We start from the raw sequence: 19,398 nt of genomic DNA, 5'->3' as shown, positions 1-19,398 counted from the left end.
GAAGTAACGTGAAACGAAATCTAGTAACGATCCAGCAATGGCTTCAAGCAGAAGGACAGCATATCGCGAACCAACAAGTGACAGGTGTCTGCATCGATTCACGGAATGTGCAAGCGGGTGACTTGTTTATCCCATTTAGAGGAGAACAAGTAAATGGACATCAATACGTCAAAGGGGCAATTGAACAAGGTGCAATTGCGGCACTTTGGCTGAAAGATGAACCGAATCCGCCAGCCGATATTCCGCTGCTGTTCGTCGAGGATTCAGAGCTTGCATTGCAGCAAATGGCCCGTAGCTACCGAAGTGAATTGACGTGTACTGTCATTGGAGTCACAGGGTCGAATGGTAAAACATCGACAAAAGATCTGATTGCGGGCGTCCTGTCACCTTATCGCAAGGTGAAAAAAACAGAAGGTAACTTCAATAATGAACTCGGCTTGCCGCTGACTTTACTGTCTGTTGAAGACGACACGGAAGTTGCGATCCTTGAAATGGGGATGAGCGGCTTTGGAGAAATCTCTTTCTTGTCAACGCTTGCTAAACCACAGTTTGCTGTCATAACCAATATCGGTGAGGCACATATGCAAGACCTCGGTTCTCGTGAAGGCATTGCAAAGGCGAAGTTTGAAATCATCGATGGTCTGGTAAATGAGGGTATGTTGCTGTACGACGGCGACGAGCCGTTATTACAAGGATTAGTCAATCGACAATCCGATTTACGTAGCATGTCATTCGGCTACGATCAAGCAGATCTGACTGCGCAGCAAATTACATCTACCGATAAAGGTAGCTCGTTTACTGTAGTTGGTAAACTCGAAGCTCACTTCACGATTCCTGTATACGGTTCTCATCAGGTGAAGAATGCACTGGCTGCGATTGCGATCGCAACAGAGTTGGGTCTGACGGAACAGCAAATCGAAGAATCATTAAGTGAAACAACCTTAACGAATATGCGTATGCAACCTGTTGCGGGAAAAAACGGTTCATTAATTATTAATGATGCATACAATGCAGCACCTACTTCCATGCGTGCAGCATTCCGTTTTATCGAGGGTACATTCGTTAAAGAAAACAAATGGCTTGTTCTAGGTGATATGCTCGAGCTTGGCACTAATGAACAGCGCTATCACGAAGAGTTGGCGGACGAACTGAAAAAAATGGACCTAAAAGGTATCGCGTTGTTTGGGCATCGTATGAAGTGGTTGTCGGATCAGTTGAAAAATCATCCTATAGATATCATGTGGACAGCGAATGATGCCGAATTGCTTGCAGATGCGTTGCGCCCAAAACTAACGGATCAGACAGTGGTGCTTTTCAAAGGATCTAGGGGAATGAAGCTAGAACGGATCGTAGAGTTGCTCACTGAGGAAGAATTGTGACGACAGGCGTCCTCATCATTCACGGATTCACGGGCGGTCCTTTTGAAGTCGCTCCGTTTAAACGATTTCTAGAAAATCATACCCATTGGAAAGTAGTAGTGCCTGTGTTACCGGGGCATGAAATGGATCCGGGCGTACTAAGAGGCTCAGCCAAGTCATGGATGATGATCGCTGAATTAGAGTTAAGAAGACTAGAAAAAGAAGTAGATGACGTCATAGTTGTCGGCTTCTCCATGGGCGGCTTGATCGCCATGTATTTGGCCATGCGCTATCCGATAAAAAAGCTTATCTTATTAAGTGCTGCGGCGAAATATATTAATCCACGTATTTTATTGGAAGACGCGAGAATCATGATGAGGTCCCTAAAGCGTAAAGCTTATCCTCCCAACTCGTTCTATCATCTGTATAACTATAAGCTGACACATACACCAGTTCGTATGGCCCTAGAGTTTTTACGTGTCGTTCGCTTAGTGCGACCGTATCACCATCAAGTCAAAACTCCTGTTTGTATCGTGCAGGGGAAGCAAGATGGCATCGTTCCTGCATTCACAGCAGACTTGTTGTACGAACAACTAGGGTCAAAAGAAAAACATCTGATTTATTCCGAACATGGCAAACATCATATTTGTTATAGCAAAGATCGCCACGTATGGTTCGCAAAAGTACTGAAGTTCATGGATGAAGACTGATTAATGGAACTTAAGCGGATTCGTTGCAGTCTTGTGTAAGCCATGGTAGAATGATAAAAGGAATTGGATACATTTACACGGCACTCTTCCGTTTTATTTTACGGAGAGTACTTTTTTTTGAATAAAACGGTGATTAGTAGGCAAACTAGCAATGACTTGCTGTTTTCACCGCTCGGCAAGGACCGAGCTTTCCTTGTATGTCACAGATTTTACATTGTGCTGTATAAAAATCTGGACGCAATTACGATAAGTGTAATTGATATGACTTCTCTCGACCACAAGAATCCTTCTAGAAGATTCTTTTTATAAACCAGAGATGGATATATCGGAAACGCTCCCAATTTTCAAAGTACATGGCTCGAATTTGCCGCGCTTTCATTTGCAGATGTAACCAATTGTCAAATGGAGAAATAAAGGAGATTGAATATTTTGACGAAGTTTTCAGAATTGAATATTAATGAAACGACACAAAAGGCTTTGCTACGCATGGGGTTTGAAGAGGCAACTCCAATCCAAGAGGGAACAATTACTTTTGGTATGGAAGGCCGCGACGTAATCGGGCAAGCACAAACAGGTACTGGTAAAACGGCAGCATTCGGTATTCCAATTATTGAAAAATTGGATCCAAAGAGCACTGCAGTTCAAGCGTTGGTCATCGCACCAACTCGTGAATTGGCAATCCAAGTATCAGAAGAAATTTATAAAGTAGGCTACGGTAGCCGCGCGAAAGTTCTTTCCGTTTATGGCGGTCAAGAAATCGGACGTCAAATCCGTGCACTTCGTAATAATCCAAATATTGTTGTCGGTACACCGGGACGTATTTTGGACCATATCAACCGTAAAACATTGAAGCTTGATCACGTTCAAACACTTGTTTTGGATGAAGCGGATGAAATGTTGAACATGGGGTTCATCGAAGATATCAATACAATTCTTGCAAGCGTACCGGCTGAGCGCCAGACGCTGCTATTCTCAGCAACTATGCCAGCTCCAATCCGTAAAATTGCAGAAACTTTCATGAAAAACCCAGAAGTAGTTAAAATTAAATCCAAAGAAATGACTGTTGAGAACATTGAACAGTTCTTCGTAAAATCTCATGAACGTGAGAAATTTGATGTGTTATCAAGATTGTTGAACGTTCAACAGCCTGAATTGGCTATCGTATTCGGACGCACTAAGCGCCGGGTAGATGAGTTGGCTCATGCACTAAGTATTCGCGGCTATATTGCTGAAGGAATCCACGGTGACTTGACACAAGCAAAACGTATGTCAGTTTTGCGTCAGTTTAAAGACAATAAAATCGATGTACTTGTAGCAACAGACGTAGCTGCACGTGGATTGGATATCTCGGGCGTAACACATGTTTACAACTTTGACATTCCGCAAGATCCAGAGAGCTATGTTCACCGTATCGGCCGTACTGGCCGTGCTGGTAAAAGTGGAGTGGCTGTTACATTCGTAACGCCACGTGAAATGGGTTACCTTCGCATCGTTGAGGAAACGACTAAGAAGCGTATGACTCCCCTACGTCCACCAACTTCTGATGAAGCATTGCTTGAACAGAAGAAAAATGCAGTGGATTCACTAGTAGAAGTAATTGACCAAAAAAATTCAGAGGACTATGCTGGATTAGCAGCGCAATTGCTTGAGAAACATGATGCGAAAGAAATTGTGGCGGCAGCTCTTAAATCATTGACTAAAAATATTGATGAAACACCTGTAAGCATTACAGAAGAGCGCCCATTACCTTCACGCAGACCTTCTTCATCCCGTTCAGGTGGAGGCTATAAAGGTGGCAACCGCAGCGGCGGACGTTCACAAGGCGGACGCAGCAGAAGCTTCAGTGGTGGCGGTTCTGGCGGCGGTTCAAGACGTAGCAGCGGACCTCGCGATGGCGCAAGAAGAGATGGCGGTTCAAGACGTAACAGCAGTAACCGTTCAGAGCGATAAGAATAGAAAATATAAAATCCGGGTCTGCATTATAGCAGCCCGGATTTTTTTGTCGTGAATATGATATGATCGACTAGAGTGAAATATTTTCATGATAGTTTAATAAGTATAAGTAGAAATCTGAAAAGAGGTGGATCTGTGAGGCAACAACCTTCAAATCAAATTTCCAGAAAAGGGTTAACTGTTTGGAGATTGTATGGAACGATTCAAAGTGTGATCATACTGGCAGTAGCAGTCGGATTAGGTTTTTTATCGTACTTTTTTGACTGGCCAATTTGGATTATGATCGTCGTTACAGTAGTTATACTATTACATGCATTTTTATCGATTTACTTATTCCCGAAAATTCGTTGGCAACGCTGGCGTTATGAAGTACGTGAAGCGGAAATTGAGCTTCAACACGGATTATTCATCGTCAATCGCACACTCATTCCGATGGTCCGCGTTCAGCACGTGGATACAGCAGAAGGACCGATTTTACGTAAGTACGGTCTAGCTTCCATCACGATCTCTACTGCAGCGACTAATCATTCCATTCCTGCGCTCGTGACGGAAGAGGCAGATGAACTACGCAACCGTATATCCACGTTTGCAAGGGTGGCGAAAGACGATGTCTGAACCACGTTATAAACTTCATTGGATATCTGCTGTCGTTGAGACTGCGAACACGCTGAAAGAATTGATTGGTCCATTCGTGATTTTGGTTTTCGTGAATGGTTTCAAAGGAGAAAGTACAGCTCCATGGTATATCCAGTATTGGTCGTTGATTTTATTCGGCGTGCTGATCGTATTCACGTTAGTTTCGGGTATTGTAAAATGGCGCCGTTTTGATTACTGGTTTGAGGATCAAGAATTGCGCATCGTATCGGGTTTGTTTGTGCGGAAAAAGCGTTACATTCCATTCGATCGTATTCAAAGTCTGGATTACACAGAAGGTATTTTTCACCGACCGTTCCAGTTGGTGAAAGTCAAAATAGAAACAGCAGGCTCATCTTCAGGTAAAGATGCCGAGGCTGAATTAACTGCCATCACGAAAGAAGCGGCGCAACAGATTGAAAAAGAAATCAAGCAGGCGAAAAAAGTAAAAGTACTAGGTCCGGAGCCGATAATATTTGATCAAACAGAGTGGCAATTGATTAGAGACCCGGAGGAAGAAGTTCGGGTAGCACAACAACCAGCGCCAGTAATTTTCTCCATGACGACAGGTGACTTGCTTATGCTTGCGACAACTTCAGGTGGGATCGGGGTTATTTTATCGGGTGCAATCGTATTTTTATCGCAAATCGAAGAACTCATTCCGTACGATTGGTTGTTCGGAGAGCTGAAATCGTTCATCCGTATCGGTGTATTCGTCATTGCGATTTTAGTAGCACTCGGTTTTCTTATCGTTTGGATACTATCCGTTGCGATGACATTTCTTGCAAATTATGATTTCAAGGTCATGCGTGAGAAAGATGATTTAGTCATCACGCGAGGGTTGCTCGAGAAAAAAAGAGTTACTGTGCCGTTGAAACGAGTACAAAATATCACGATCACTGAAAATCCTCTCCGTCAACTATTCGGCTATGGAGCGGTCATCATCAACAGTGCTGGGGGAGTGGGGGAAGGTTCTCGAATCAAACTTTTCCCGCTAGCGAAACGAAACCGCATCATTGAACCGTTACAGGAACTATTTCCAAATATAGATTTCAGTGAACCTACGGAAAGAATTGGTGGAAGAGGGAAACGTTTCTACTATCGTTTTAAGTTATTGGTGACACTTATCCCGATAGCAATTGTCTCGTACAACTTTTTCCCATACGGCTTGCTGACGTTACTACTGTTACCATTGGTAGGATTACACGGTATTTGGCAATACAAAACAGCAGCCTATACCATCTTGCCGAAGCAGTTGACGATGCGTTTTCGCACAATCAGCCGGCAGACGGTGTTTACGGAGAAAAATCGGATTCAATCGATGGAGTTAGATCAGAATTATTTTCATCGCAGGAAAAAGGTTGCGACCATTACGTCCAATGTCAAATCCGGAATGACATTGGACGCTCCATCCATTCGTCACATGCCTCAGGAGGACGCAGAAAAGTTCCTATCTTGGTATGAATTTCACGCGGAAAGCACAGAATTACAAACAGAGCCAGACAACTAATCTTGTCTGGCTTTTGGGGCTTAATGAAGTAGAATGGCTGGCAGAGAGGGGACAAAAGGTATGAGATCTACGCTTTGGAAAACGTCTCCGGCTTGAATGAAACACCTCTTGTGCCCACTAATTCTCTCACTATTTCATTATAATTCAAAAAGTCAGACAAGGATCATCCTCGTCTGACTTTGCATCACACTATTTCTTTCGCCAACTGACGATGTTCTTCGGATTGAAGAAGCTCAGCCCAATCAGGAAGCCTGTAAGCAGCCCGGCTATGTGCGCAGTCACGTTGATATTCGTTCCTACAAACGTCATCACAACACTAATGACGATAATCGGCAAAATAACTTGTCTCAACTGCGGAAACGCATGCTTCGTGTAATACACAAGTGCACCAAACGCACCGAACACACCGAAAATCGCACCACTTGCACCGACGTGCGTATAAGCAGCAGGCTGCACGAAGTATGTTGCGATATCGCCGAATAAGCCGGCTAACATATACACTGTAATAAACCGTGCTTTCCCCGCGATTTTCTCAAGCTCTGGTCCGAAAACGAAAAGCGAGAACATGTTAAATAGTAAGTGCATAAAACCGCCATGCAAAAACATCGGGGTTATTAAGCGCCAATACTCTCCATTCGCAATGAGGAAGTTATCTCCCAGGCCGAATAAAAAGAGTTGATTACCAATACCGGGAATCAATGTGTAGATAAATATCCCGATATTTAAGGCAAGCAAAAATGTCACGACGGGATAGGCGCGAACATATTGTGAAAAATTTTCCGTTCGTATAAACATGGTTTCACCTCAATCTTCTGTACTGATTATACATATTATTTAACTTGAAGGGAAAGGAGTTGTTCATTTTGATTCAAGGAATTGGATTAGACATCGTGGAATTGGACCGTGTAGCCCGTTTGGATGGCCGCAACACCAAATTCAGAGAACGGATATTGTCCGAAAGAGAACTACATGTATATGAAACACTAAGTGGCCCCCGTAAAATCGAATACTTGGCAGGCCGGTTTGCCGCCAAAGAGGCATTCTCTAAAGCGCGAGGTACTGGAATAGGAGCAGATTGCAGTTTTCTGGACATCGAAGTCATTTCAGAAGCAAGTGGTCGTCCTGTACTGTACTTTCATAGTCAGCTGGTTCAGGGGTTCGTTAGCATTACACATACCCAAACAGTAGCTGCTGCACAAGTGGTCTTAGTGGAACTCTGAAAGCATCTAATTAGAATTTAAAACAAGCTCGCATAATCGATTCATCCCTCTCATAAGATAAGCTACCCGAATTGATTGGAGAAAGGATGAAAAGAATGCGGAAAAAAATTATCTTGTTAACAGTCATCGCAGTTATGTTAGTACTAGGAGGATGCGGTAAACCCTCCAAAGAAGATGTCATGAAGAAACTTAGTAATAAGTGGAATGAAACAAAAGGCTACGAGTTAAATGCTTCGATGGAAATCAAAACAGGTTCAGAGCCTCGGGTGTACAATGTGGAAGTATGGCATACTAAGCCGGAGTTTTACAAAGTAAATGTGACACAATCGGGGAATGAAGAGTCACAAATGATCGTTCGTAACGAAGAAGGCGTATTCGTCATTACACCGTCACTCGGCAAAACCTACAAATTCCAAAGTGACTGGCCGGCACAAAACAGTCAGGGGTATCTGATCGGAACGCTTGCTGAAGATATTAAGGCAGACAAGGCGGCAGTAATGGAAGAAAAGGAAAAAGAGTATATCTTTGAAACGGCGACACGCAATAATCATAAGTCACTTTTACCAACTCAGAAAATTCATATCGATAAAAAGACTTTGTTACCAAATAAGGTGACGATCCATGATGAAGCAGGTGAAGAAAAGATCTCCATTAAGTTCGATAAAATTGCATTGGGTGTAGAGCATAAAGTTGCTGAATATAAAGTGGAAATGGATAAACCGAAAGCAGACGGCGATAAAGCGGATTCTGATGAAGAAGCAACAGAAGGTGATGGGGAAGAACAGGCTAAGGTAAATCAACAAACGTACTATCCGGTTGCTAATTTACAAGGTACTACATTGTCAGAAGAAAAGAGTGTGGAAATTGAGAATGGTCAGCGTGTTATTATGACATTCAGTGGGGATAAGGAATATGTTGTAATTCAAGAACCGGCTGAAAAGCCATTGAATGAAATGCCTGTATCCATAGAAGGTGATCCGGTTGATCTAGGATTCGCAGTAGCGGCATTGACAGAACAATCCATCCACTGGGAAGCAAATGGCATGGCGTTCTTTGTTGCATCTGACATGTTAAGCAAGGAAGAACTGATCACTGTAGCGAATTCAATGACAGCAACTGAATCGAAGTAATCAACGGCTGAATCAATTGACTAGACTGTGCCTTTGGATAGATAATTATTGCATGCTACAGTCTATCCTATAACGAGGTGGAAGGAAATGTTCAACGAAACACAATATCGGCCAACGCGAGCGGTTATTAACACGGCGGCTATTAAACACAATGCAGAACAGCTTATTTCTTATTTACCTAAAAAAACTAAGTTGATCGCGGTCGTCAAATCAGATGGATATGGTCATGGAGTCGCGCAGGCTGCTTCCGTTGCATTACAAGCGGGAGCAGAAATGTTCGCTGTTGCTACTCCGGATGAAGCTATGACGCTCAGGAAAACACAGCCGACAGCGGATATACTCGTGCTGGGACTTTCACCGGTATCATTTGCGGCAGTAGCAGCACAACATCGCATTATATTAACGGTCACGAGTGAGAGTTGGGTAAAACAAGTGATTGCTCAACAACCATTTGATAATAAATGCAGGATTCATGTAAAAATCGACAGCGGAATGGGTAGAATTGGAGTACGGACTGAAGAAGAGCTTGCTCAATTGGTGAAGTGTATTCAACAGTCCGATCTATCTATTGATGGTGTATTCACACATTTCGCACGTGCAGATGAAGAAGATCGAGAACCAACACGGCGACAGTTTGAGCGATTCATGCGCCTAGTAAATTGTTTGCCTGAAAAACCGCGTCTTATTCATGCGTCCAATAGCGCGGGGGCATTGTTGTTTCCTGAATATGCACTAGATGCTGTCCGTTTTGGCATAAGTTTATACGGAATACCGCCGTCTGATACTGTGGCAAAGCAGCTACCATTTAAACTTAAGCGAGCATTAGCGCTTGAAACTGAATTAACTTACGTGAAACAGATGACTGCTGGTGAGGCGATTAGCTATGGTGGTACGTATGAGGCTGTTGAAGGAGAATGGATCGGTACATTACCGGTGGGCTATGCGGATGGTTTAAAGCGTTCGCTTACAGGTCAGGAAGTACTAATTGACGGCAAGAGGGTACCGATTGTTGGCACCATTTGCATGGACCAATGCATGATCCGATTACCTCGTGAATATCCTGAAGGGGAAAAGGTGGTACTGATCGGTAAACAAGGCAAAGAAGAAATAGCTATAGAAGAATGGTCTGAACGCTTAAACACGATACCCTATGAAATAGCTGTAACATTTTCTACACGGATACCGAGAGTCTATACGTAAAAAAGTCGAAACTATCTATTGGAATATATGACGCAACGATCATTCAATTCGACATTCTACTGACGAAACTAGTATTTCTTGTCAAAACACTTCAAACCTTGTCTTTTCATATTCCAATATAAGTGGTAAGATAGAATTGATATAGAAATAGAGGGATGGGTTTGTCGGAGGTGCTCGATTTGCGTACGGATAAAAACGATAAAAGAATACTTAGTATAGCCTCAACCAGATTGCAACAGCAAAATGAAGACGCAATCTTTCAATGGGAGCAAGTGCAAGAAGATTTCGTTTATACGACAGATGTGAAACATATCGAACATGGTGAAGCTTCCTTATTACGTGAAGCCATGATAAGAGGTTATGTGGAAATGTCGCAAATCAACCTCAACATAGCGGCAGAATGTTTATATGCGGAATTTGAAGCTCAGCATACCGTAGAACGTTGCGTCAGCGGAGGATGAAAAGTTGGCAATTAAACGCGGAGACGTCTTTTTTGCAGATTTGTCACCTGTAGTCGGTTCTGAACAGGGTGGGACTAGGCCGGTACTGATCATCCAAAATGATATTGGTAACCGATTCAGTCCCACAGTGATTGTAGCAGCCATTACTGCACAAATTCAAAAAGCAAAATTGCCGACACATGTCGAAATTACTGCGGCCCGGCATGGATTCGAGCGGGATTCAGTCATCCTGCTCGAGCAAGTCCGCACAATCGACAAGTCAAGGCTTACAGACAAAATAACTCACTTAGACGATGCGTTAATGAAACAAGTCGACGAAGCGTTACAAGTAAGCTTCGGACTTATTAAATTTTAGCATACATATTCCAACAAATTTTATTGCAGATGGCGCCAGTAACTAATGGCTGCTTGAAACACTATAGCCAATTGGTTATAGTGTTTTTTTTATAGTAAATTCGAAAAAAACGACAAAATACATGTAGTTTGCAGCGAAATTCGATACAATGGAGATAACTGAAGATGTAGGGAGGAACAAATAACGATGAACGAAGTCATGAGAAAAGGTATAGTTGAAAATATAGATACAATTACGACGCGTTGGGTAGAAGAGATGAAAGAGAACGCAGATGAACGTTTTCTGGAATTAATGCCAGCGCCTGTAGTAGCAACAACTAGTAGAGAGTTTACAGAACTGATGACATCCAATCTAACGTACCGCGATACAGTGGACAAGGAACGTTTGGATGAGTTCACGGAAAAAATCATTCATTTTGGATGGTCCATTAAATTCATCAATCGGGCAATTGATACGTTTTCTTCTGTCGTATATAATCTATTCTTTGAAACGGGGATTTTACAAGAGTCTAACTTACGCGAAGGGATTAACATCTTCTCGAACTGGATCAATCCGTTAAGAGAAAGCATTATTGAAGAATATTCCACAAAGTGGGAACGTACGGATATCTTGCAGAAGATTGCATTGCAAGAACTATCGGCTTCATTAATTCCTGTTTTCGACAAGATATCTGTCATGCCGTTAGTCGGTACAATCGATACGGAACGTGCGAAATTGATCATGGAGAATTTATTGGAGGGCGTTGTCAAGCAGCGCGCTGAAGTTGTATTACTTGATATTACAGGCGTCCCAGTAGTAGACACGATGGTTGCACACCATATTATCCAGGCGGCAGATGCTGTTCGTTTAGTAGGTGCAAAATGTATGCTAGTAGGTATTCGTCCGGAAATTGCGCAAACTATTGTAACGCTTGGCATTAATCTTACAGATTTCTCGACGACTAGCACGTTACGCAGAGGTATGCAAAAGGCGCTGGAAATGACAGGTCGAACAATTGTGGAGGAGGAAATGTAGTATGAAGATGCGAATCCCAATTCTAAAGCTAAAAGACACATTGATTGTATCTATTCAAGTAGAGCTTGATGATCAGACAGCATTACAATTCCAAGAAGATTTATTGAATCAACTGCATAAAACGTCTGCACGAGGCGTTGTGATTGATTTGACGCCAATCGACTTTATTGATTCATTCATCGCTAAAGTACTTGGGGATGTTATTCATATGACAAGTCTAATGGGTGCGAAAGTTGTTATAACAGGTATTCAACCATCTGTAGCTATCACGCTAATTGAATTAGGCATCCGTTTAGAGAACGTGACAACTGCATTAGATCTAGAGAATGGGCTAGAGAAATTGACTAGAGAATTGGAGGCCTGACCATGGAACACAGGTCTTCTATAGAGATCAAGACAGAATGGGATATTGTTGCTGCTAGACAATTAGGACGTAATGAGGCGAAAAGTACGGGTTTTGGGACAGTCGACCAAGCTAGAATTACGACTGCCATTAGTGAATTAGCAAGAAACATATATCTTTACGCGGGAAAAGGTCGAATCGAAATTGTGCCTATTACAGTAGGTGTACGGGTGGGATTACTAATTACCGCTACCGATGAAGGACCGGGAATTTCTGATTTACAAAAAGTTATGACAGATGGATACACGACATCGGGAGGGCTAGGTGCAGGAATGCCTGGAGTCAAACGATTGATGGATGATTTTCGTGTAGAAACAGAAGTGGGTGTAGGTACCACTATTACAGCGACTAAATGGTTGCACTAGGAGTTGAAGGGTATTGCCACAAGAGGCGGGTAGGCAGTATAAGCAAATGCTGGAGAATTATCTGCACTCCAAAGGGGAAGAAGCTCTCTATTTGGGACAGCAATTCAGCCGCAGCTTCATAGAAAAGAATATCGCGCCGGAAGATGTCATCAGTATTCATAAAACGTCTATTGAAGAACTGATTAAAGATATGCCGGCCGATGTCAGCGTATCTTTCGATTTTTTAATTGAAATGATGATTCATTATGGACTAGCGTTAAAAGAACACCAGAGCTTAATCCGCAAACAAGAAGTCATTCAAACAGAGATGGATATTGCGGTGAGAGTACAAAGTACTTTGCTACAAACAACAACTCCTATGTTGGAGGGTCTGGATATAGGTTGGATCTCCAAGCCATCGAAGCAAATGAACGGTGATTATGTATACTTTCTAAAAGAAACTGAACAAGAAGTTTGCTTGGCGGTTGCCGATATTATCGGCAAAGGCATGTCTGCAGCTATGCATATGTCCATGGTGAAGTTTGGCATGGATAGCTTGCGGTATGAGAAAAGAAGTCCTTTTGAAGTATTAAGCTTTATCAATAAAATGGTGGAGCAAAGCATTGCTGATTCTATGTTCATTTCTATGTTTTATGGAAAATACGATACAGAAAACTCGGTATTCCGTTATTCTTCAGCTGGGCATGAGCCTGCTCTGTTTTATCGTGCTTCTGAAGATTCGTACAGTTTGCTAGAAAGTAAAGGTCTGTTACTTGGCGTTCAAGCAGAAGCGGTGTATGAAGAACGTACTGTGCGTCTCGAAGAAAATGACTTTATTGCGATTATGACGGATGGTGTAACGGAAACTAGAACAGATAAAGGCTTCATTGAAATGGATGTTATAGAGAATCTATTGCACGAAGTACGTTCGGAAAGTGCACAAGCAATGGTTGACTATTTATTTAATGAGCTATCTAAAATGCAGAATTATGAACTGCACGATGACTTCACACTTGTGATTTTGAAAAAAACAAATTGAAGGTTTAAGAAGTCTAAGAATGGGTATAAAACAATGAGTGTGTAGTGGATATAACTATGCTATACATTCATAGAAAATAGAGAAAGCGATCGGGGTGGCGAAATGAATTTACAAGTTGAGCAAGTTGATAAAGATCTCGTACATAATTTTAAAGTTATCGGAGAAATCGATATATATATACAGCGCCAAAATTGAAAGAACATTTGGCTACTTTAGAGTTAGTAGAAGGAATCGAAGTGGAATTAGACTTATCTGAAGTAAATTATATGGACAGTACAGGCTTAGGCATATTTGTCGGATTCTATAAAGAAGTAAAAGCGCATAACGGGAAATTAGTTATTAAAGGACTAAACCAACGCCTTTACCGATTGTTTGAAATTACGGGCCTCAGTGACATTATGGAGATTGAACAATCTAAAGGTGGCGAAGATAATGCAAGCGTTTGATTACATTGAAATAAAGGTTCCGGCAAAAGCCCAATATGTAGGTGTAGCTCGTTTAGCTATATCAGGTCTTGCAAGTCGTATTGGATTCACATATGACGAAATTGAAGATTTGAAGATCGCGGCAAGTGAAGCAGTGACAAATGCTGTGCAACACGCGTATAATGATGAAAAAACAGGTGAAGTGATTTTGGGGTGTGCCCTTTATAAAGATCGCCTGGAAATTGTTGTGACAGATCATGGTCAAAGCTTCGACTTTGAAGAAACAAAGAAAAAAGTCGGCCCATATCAAGATTGGAATGAGGATTCACCTCTTAGAGAAGGTGGCTTAGGACTTTACTTGATGGAAACATTAATGGATGAAGTCAAAGTTGACCATGGGGAGGGTGTCATTGTTTTCATGACCAAATATTTGGGCAGAGAGCGGGGAGAGGACCATGTCAAATCAACAGTCTTCTCGTGACAGTGAGACAAAAGAGCAAGTCATTAAATGGATACATGAATATCAAGAGAATAATGACGACCATGCGCAAACACAACTAGTCCTGCATTATGAGCGACTAGTACACTCCATCGCGCGCAAATATTCCCGTGGGCAATCTCATCATGAAGATATTGTGCAGGCGGGAATGCTCGGACTATTAGGAGCAATTCGGAGATATGATCCTGAGCAAGGACGGAACTTCGAAGCGTTTGCCGTACCGACAATCATCGGGGAAATTAAGCGATTCCTTCGTGATAAAACCTGGGCAGTTCACGTACCGAGACGAATCAAAGAGTTAGGGCCGAAGATAAAAGCGGCTGTTGAAACGTTAACGACTGAATTTCAGCGTTCGCCAATGGTCTATGAAATAGCAGAATATCTTGGTACCGACGAAGAATTAGTACTTGAAGCGATGGAAATGGGCAGAAGTTACCAAGCGCTGTCGATTGACCATACACTGGACGCGGATTCAGAAGGTGGAACCATTACACTGCTTGATATCATTGGTGAAACTGATGGCGGTTTTGAAAAGACAGATCAGCGTATGCTTGTTTTGAATGCACTGAACGTTTTAAGTGAACGCGAACGTCAAATTATCCAGTATACATATATCGATCAGATGAGCCAGAAAGAAGCTGGAGAATTACTGGATATTTCCCAAATGCACGTTTCAAGACTGCAACGCAAAGCAATTAAGAAGTTACAAGAAGTAATCCTAACAAGTGGTGGTGCAAATTAGTGGAGACTTTTGAGAATGACTATGTAGAGGCATATATATATCAACAGTCCAAAAAAGGTAATAAAGATTCTGGGGATGCATACTACATTCATTCAGAAGAAGATTATTTCATTTGTGCTATTGCAGATGGCTTAGGCAGTGGAACAGAAGCAAAAGAATCGGCTGAAATAATTCCACAAGTCTTAAAGATGTATCATCATGAATCACCTGACGATTTGTTACTGCGTTGCAATAAACAGATGTTGCATAAACGCGGTGCGGCAGTAGGGATTGTAAAAGTGTACTTTAAACAGCAAACTATAGAATATAGTTGTGTCGGTAACATCCGGATCTATATACTGCAATCAAATGGTCAGATGATTTATCCTTTACCAGTAATGGGTTATCTGTCCGGACGACCACAATCGCCTCGAACACAAAGGTATCCTTATAATAAGAATGACCGGTTCTTTCTTCATTCTGATGGTGTGAATTTGCGAAGTCCTAAAAAGTACTTACAAGAAAGCTCTACTCCGTATCAATTGTATAAAAAGGTTGAACGGACGATTGAGGATGATGATGATGCAACATTCATCGCAGCTAGCCTGCTTCATTAGGTTGAAGCGGCTTTTTTTGTGCTTGAAAATAAATGGTTGCAGAAGGAAAGCGTATTGGAAACATGCTATTATATGGAAAGGAGAAAGGGTGATTGAATTGTCAAAAGATCTTATGGAAGCAACAGCAAGTCGTGCAGGAATCAGTAAGCCCCAAACGGCAAGTGTCATCGCGCTATTGGAAGAAGGCAACACTGTACCTTTTATTGCGCGTTACCGGAAGGAAGCAACAGGTTCGCTCGACGAAGTACAAATCAAGGATATTGAAGATGCCTATCACTATATAAAGTCGCTTGAACAGCGAAAAGAAGAAGTTCTGCGCTTAATCGATGAACAAGGAAAGCTGGATGATACGTTAAAGGCAGAGATCGAACGTGCAACCGTATTGCAGCGAATTGAGGACTTGTATCGCCCTTATAAACAGAAACGACGTACGAAGGCAATGATTGCGATTGAAAATGGCTTGGAACCTCTCGCTGACCAATTAATGCAACAGACATCCGAGAACATTCAATCTGCAGCACAAGCCTATATCAATCTTGAAAAAGAAATCCTTACAATAGAGGATGCGTTAGAAGGGGCTAAGTTCATCATTGCGGAGAGAGTATCAGAAGACGCAACAATACGGGAGAAGATTCGTAAAATCACATGGGCATCTGGGAAATTAACAGCCACTATTAAAAAAGGTGCGGAAGATGAACGAAAAGTTTTTGAAAACTACTATGAATATGAAGAGCCACTCAGTAAAATCGTGCCTCACCGCGTGTTAGCTATTAATCGGGGAGAAAAAGAAGATGTATTGCGTGTGGGGGTAGGTTTCCCAGCAGATCGCATCATTGGTGATCTCGAGCGTGTGTATCTAAAGCGACATCCTACTTCATCCGCAACGTATATAAGAGAAGCGTTAGAGGATTCTTTTAAACGATTAATTGCTCCTTCAATAGAAAGAGAAGTACGAACGACTTTAACCGAAAAAGCAGAAACGCAGGCAATTCACGTGTTTTCGGAAAACCTTCGTAGCCTTCTATTACAACCGCCATTAAAAGGTAGAACAGTACTTGGTGTAGATCCGGCATTTAGAACAGGATGTAAACTTGCGGTAGTGGATGAAACAGGAAAGTTACATGATATCTCTGTCATCTATCCTCATCCACCAAAGCCACAAAAAGAAGCATCAAAAAAAGTAATACGCGATTTATTGAAGAAATATCCGATATCCATTATTGCGATTGGTAACGGAACTGCATCCCGTGAGACAGAAAAGTTCATCGTCGATCTAATAAAAGAAGTGGCGGAGCCGGTTTCCTACGTAATTGTCAATGAAGCAGGCGCGAGTGTGTACTCAGCATCTGCAAAAGCACGAGAAGAGTTCCCAGACCTGCAGGTAGAGCAAAGAAGTGCGGTATCCATCGCACGAAGACTGCAGGATCCGTTGTCTGAACTTGTGAAAATCGATCCCGAATCTATTGGTGTGGGACAATACCAGCACGACGTAGCGAAAAAGAATCTGACCGAATCACTTTCGTTTGTTGTGGAAACAGCGGTGAACCGAGTGGGGGTTAATGTCAATACCGCTTCATCTTCGCTGTTACAGTATGTTTCAGGTCTGTCAAAAGCCGTTGCGGAGAACATTGTTAAAGCAAGAGATGAAGCAGGTAAGTTCACAAAACGTACAGAACTGAAAAAAGTACCGAGACTCGGCGCGAAAACTTACGAACAGGCAATTGGCTTCTTACGTATACCAGAATCAAAAGACCGCTTCGACTCGACAGGCATTCACCCAGAGAGTTATAAAGTGGCAGAAGCAGTATTGAAAGAGTTGCAACTCGACAAATCACAGCTTGGAACAGAAAAAGCAACAGCTGCTCTCGAACACGTCGATATCCCTCAACTTGCTGCGCAGCTAGACGTAGGAGAAATAACATTGCAAGATATTATACAAACTTTACAGCGTCCGAATCGCGACCCGCGAGATGATTATCCGCAACCTTTATTGAAAGCGGATGTACTTGATATCAAAGATGTATATGAAGGAATGGAAATGCAAGGAACAGTGCGCAACGTAGTAGATTTCGGTGCATTTGTAGACATTGGCGTTTCAGAAGATGGGCTAGTACACATCTCCAAAATGAAAAATGGTTATGTAAAGCATCCATTAGACGTAGTTGCATCCGGTGATATTGTTACAGTATGGATTGATTCCGTCGATCGCCAAAAAGGGCGTATCGCATTATCTATGCTTCCTCTTAAGAAATAAAGGAGAGAATCAGCATGTCAGAAGAACAATTACAACAGCTGGTTGAGCAGATCTCATTGGAAATCTTCCATAAGCCGTTTGTCCATCAAGCAATTTTTAATAGTAGGCTGCGGACGACGGGTGGTCGCTATAAGTTAAGTAATCATTTTATAGAGATCAACCCATTGGTTATTAAGCTTCATGATGAAGAAGAATTGATCGGGATCATTAAACATGAACTATGCCATTATCACCTTCATATAGAAGGGAAGGGGTATAAACATGGAGATTCAGATTTTAAACAGCTACTGAAAGAGACGAATTCACCCCGTCATTGCAAACCGCTTACGGAACGTAGAGCGAAAAGTACAATCATCCATCTATATCGTTGTACGGCTTGCGGGCTGGATTATCCTAGGCGCAGAAGAATGGATTGCACGAAGTATCGCTGTGGAAAATGTGCAGGGGAGATCTCGAAAGTGAAGTAAAGCGTGAAAGGCATTCAATCATAATGATTGGATGCCTTTTATACAATTTGATAAAAAGAAGTGAAAGACGGCTTTGTAGCTTATAAAAATTATAAACGGAAAGGTTGTCATATCAACGTTTTAAGGCATATTGAAAAGTTATTTAAAAAAGATTGTCCAAAAAGGTTGACGAACGGCAACACCCTGTCTATAATAGTAAAAGTCGACTAAGACAAGCGCAACAAACCATTCGCTTGCTGAACCGACATTACCATTAAGGCCCCTTGGTCAAGCGGTTAAGACACCGCCCTTTCACGGCGGTATCACGGGTTCGAATCCCGTAGGGGTCACTTTTAATAAAATGAACAAATCCCTGAAGATTTGATAGCGAGTTATCATTGATGGGGTATAGCCAAGCGGTAAGGCAACGGACTTTGACTCCGTCACTCGTTGGTTCGAATCCAGCTACCCCAGCCATTTCTATTGCGTGGTACATGCTTTAGAGAGATCAAAGGTATTTGGGACAAATTGTTCCTTTCATTTTAACATGAGCCGTTAGCTCAGTTGGTAGAGCATCTGACTTTTAATCAGAGGGTCACAGGTTCGAATCCTGTACGGCTCACCATTCATTTTAAAAAGAATTCAAGAAAGTTCTTGACTTATTAAACTGAAGGTGTATACTAGTAATTGTCGCTGAAACAAAGCGGTAGTGGCGGAATGGCAGACGCGCTAGGTTGAGGGCCTAGTGGGGGTTAACCCCGTGGAGGTTCAAATCCTCTTTACCGCACCAAACATTCTCAACCGTTACAATTTAATTACAACTTATACGCGGGTATAGTTTAGTGGTAAAACCTCAGCCTTCCAAGCTGATGATGGGAGTTCGATTCTCCCTACCCGCTCCATTATTTTAAAGAATAAATGAACCTTGAAAACTGAACAGCAAAACGTTAACGAAATACAGTTTATGCATTTAACGATGACATAAACAAAATGAGTATCTTAATTGATGCCAGCAAATGAAACTCGAGCTAATCGAATTTCTCTTATGGAGAGTTTGATCCTGGCTCAGGACGAACGCTGGCGGCATGCCTAATACATGCAAGTCG

20 protein-coding genes, 5 tRNA genes, 1 rRNA gene and 1 pseudogene are annotated in these 19,398 nt (G+C 42.1%); 26 read left to right on the top strand and 1 reads right to left on the bottom strand.

The window, feature by feature from the left end:
• Positions 1-8: 8 nt before the first annotated feature.
• The 5 genes from CSV74_RS08150 (at position 9) to CSV74_RS08130 (ending at position 6,164) form a co-directional block, all read left to right on the top strand.
• Positions 9-1,379, top strand: coding sequence for a UDP-N-acetylmuramoyl-tripeptide--D-alanyl-D-alanine ligase (locus CSV74_RS08150; protein WP_199170332.1), 1,371 nt, complete (start codon positions 9-11; stop codon positions 1,377-1,379).
• On the top strand, positions 1,376-2,068 hold the full coding sequence (locus tag CSV74_RS08145; protein WP_099691300.1) for an alpha/beta hydrolase: 693 nt from the start codon (positions 1,376-1,378) through the stop codon (positions 2,066-2,068). Before CSV74_RS08150 ends, CSV74_RS08145 begins: the two co-directional genes overlap by 4 nt.
• 429 nt (positions 2,069-2,497) lie before the next feature.
• Positions 2,498-4,018 (top strand): degradosome RNA helicase CshA, encoded by a 1,521-nt coding sequence (gene cshA, locus CSV74_RS08140; RefSeq protein WP_099691299.1) that lies wholly within the window; start codon positions 2,498-2,500, stop codon positions 4,016-4,018.
• Positions 4,019-4,156: 138 nt separating this feature from the next.
• Positions 4,157-4,636: a PH domain-containing protein gene (locus tag CSV74_RS08135; protein ID WP_099691298.1), complete on the top strand. Its 480-nt coding sequence runs from the start codon at positions 4,157-4,159 to the stop codon at positions 4,634-4,636.
• Complete coding sequence (locus CSV74_RS08130; protein ID WP_099691297.1) at positions 4,629-6,164, top strand: PH domain-containing protein; 1,536 nt, start codon at positions 4,629-4,631, stop codon at positions 6,162-6,164. Before CSV74_RS08135 ends, CSV74_RS08130 begins: the two co-directional genes overlap by 8 nt.
• 189 nt (positions 6,165-6,353) lie before the next feature.
• Here the strand turns inward: CSV74_RS08130 and CSV74_RS08125 are convergent, their stop codons facing one another.
• Positions 6,354-6,959, bottom strand: coding sequence for a rhomboid family intramembrane serine protease (locus CSV74_RS08125; protein ID WP_029054727.1), 606 nt, complete (start codon positions 6,957-6,959; stop codon positions 6,354-6,356).
• 68 nt (positions 6,960-7,027) lie between these two features.
• Here CSV74_RS08125 and acpS point away from each other — a divergent pair, with 68 nt between their 5' ends.
• The 21 genes and pseudogenes from acpS to CSV74_RS08020 form a co-directional block, all read left to right on the top strand.
• Entirely contained in the window at positions 7,028-7,384 is a 357-nt protein-coding gene (acpS, locus tag CSV74_RS08120) for a holo-ACP synthase (RefSeq protein ID WP_099691296.1), read from the top strand.
• Positions 7,385-7,479: 95 nt separating this feature from the next.
• Positions 7,480-8,514 (top strand): LolA family protein, encoded by a 1,035-nt coding sequence (locus tag CSV74_RS08115; RefSeq protein WP_099669853.1) that lies wholly within the window; start codon positions 7,480-7,482, stop codon positions 8,512-8,514.
• A gap of 87 nt (positions 8,515-8,601) precedes the next feature.
• The gene (gene alr, locus CSV74_RS08110; protein ID WP_029054724.1) at positions 8,602-9,714 is read left to right on the top strand and encodes an alanine racemase; all 1,113 of its coding nucleotides are present in this window, start codon (positions 8,602-8,604) and stop codon (positions 9,712-9,714) included.
• Between the two features lie 155 nt (positions 9,715-9,869).
• Positions 9,870-10,175 (top strand): hypothetical protein, encoded by a 306-nt coding sequence (locus tag CSV74_RS17085; protein WP_029054723.1) that lies wholly within the window; start codon positions 9,870-9,872, stop codon positions 10,173-10,175.
• A 4-nt stretch (positions 10,176-10,179) separates the two neighbouring features.
• The gene (locus CSV74_RS08100) at positions 10,180-10,530 is read left to right on the top strand and encodes a type II toxin-antitoxin system PemK/MazF family toxin (RefSeq protein WP_029054722.1); all 351 of its coding nucleotides are present in this window, start codon (positions 10,180-10,182) and stop codon (positions 10,528-10,530) included.
• A gap of 186 nt (positions 10,531-10,716) precedes the next feature.
• Entirely contained in the window at positions 10,717-11,544 is an 828-nt protein-coding gene (locus tag CSV74_RS08095; protein WP_099691295.1) for an RsbT co-antagonist protein RsbRA, read from the top strand.
• 1 nt (position 11,545) lies between these two features.
• Positions 11,546-11,908, top strand: a complete 363-nt coding sequence (locus CSV74_RS08090; protein ID WP_083034138.1) for an STAS domain-containing protein — start codon at positions 11,546-11,548, stop codon at positions 11,906-11,908.
• 2 nt (positions 11,909-11,910) lie between these two features.
• Positions 11,911-12,312 (top strand): anti-sigma regulatory factor, encoded by a 402-nt coding sequence (locus CSV74_RS08085; RefSeq protein WP_029054719.1) that lies wholly within the window; start codon positions 11,911-11,913, stop codon positions 12,310-12,312.
• 13 nt (positions 12,313-12,325) lie between these two features.
• Positions 12,326-13,330, top strand: coding sequence for a PP2C family protein-serine/threonine phosphatase (locus CSV74_RS08080; protein ID WP_199170331.1), 1,005 nt, complete (start codon positions 12,326-12,328; stop codon positions 13,328-13,330).
• Positions 13,331-13,432: 102 nt separating this feature from the next.
• Positions 13,433-13,776 (top strand): annotated as a pseudogene (locus CSV74_RS08075) (STAS domain-containing protein).
• Positions 13,763-14,236 (top strand): anti-sigma B factor RsbW, encoded by a 474-nt coding sequence (rsbW, locus tag CSV74_RS08070; protein ID WP_029054716.1) that lies wholly within the window; start codon positions 13,763-13,765, stop codon positions 14,234-14,236. Before CSV74_RS08075 ends, rsbW begins: the two are co-directional and overlap by 14 nt.
• Positions 14,211-14,996, top strand: coding sequence for an RNA polymerase sigma factor SigB (gene sigB, locus CSV74_RS08065; protein WP_029054715.1), 786 nt, complete (start codon positions 14,211-14,213; stop codon positions 14,994-14,996). Before rsbW ends, sigB begins: the two co-directional genes overlap by 26 nt.
• Positions 14,996-15,592, top strand: a complete 597-nt coding sequence (locus CSV74_RS08060) for a PP2C family serine/threonine-protein phosphatase (RefSeq protein ID WP_099669849.1) — start codon at positions 14,996-14,998, stop codon at positions 15,590-15,592. Before sigB ends, CSV74_RS08060 begins: the two co-directional genes overlap by 1 nt.
• 112 nt (positions 15,593-15,704) lie before the next feature.
• Positions 15,705-17,846 (top strand): Tex family protein, encoded by a 2,142-nt coding sequence (locus CSV74_RS08055; protein ID WP_099691382.1) that lies wholly within the window; start codon positions 15,705-15,707, stop codon positions 17,844-17,846.
• 14 nt (positions 17,847-17,860) lie between these two features.
• A complete protein-coding gene (locus CSV74_RS08050; RefSeq protein WP_099691294.1) occupies positions 17,861-18,313 on the top strand; it encodes a SprT family protein in 453 nt (150 codons plus the stop codon).
• A gap of 257 nt (positions 18,314-18,570) precedes the next feature.
• Positions 18,571-18,642: transfer RNA gene (locus tag CSV74_RS08045), tRNA-Glu, on the top strand.
• Between the two features lie 52 nt (positions 18,643-18,694).
• Positions 18,695-18,769: transfer RNA gene (locus CSV74_RS08040), tRNA-Gln, on the top strand.
• Between the two features lie 72 nt (positions 18,770-18,841).
• A tRNA-Lys gene (locus CSV74_RS08035) sits at positions 18,842-18,917 on the top strand.
• Positions 18,918-18,995: 78 nt separating this feature from the next.
• Positions 18,996-19,082 (top strand) — tRNA-Leu (locus CSV74_RS08030).
• A 38-nt stretch (positions 19,083-19,120) separates the two neighbouring features.
• Positions 19,121-19,194 (top strand) — tRNA-Gly (locus CSV74_RS08025).
• A 140-nt stretch (positions 19,195-19,334) separates the two neighbouring features.
• A 16S ribosomal RNA gene (locus CSV74_RS08020) occupies positions 19,335-19,398 on the top strand; the annotation flags it as partial.

Source organism: Sporosarcina sp. P19 (genome assembly GCF_002743165.1).
In the GTDB taxonomy this organism is placed as follows: domain Bacteria; phylum Bacillota; class Bacilli; order Bacillales_A; family Planococcaceae; genus Sporosarcina; species Sporosarcina ureae.
Note: the sequence above shows the minus strand (reverse complement) of the source record. Positions and strands in the feature narration are given on the sequence as shown.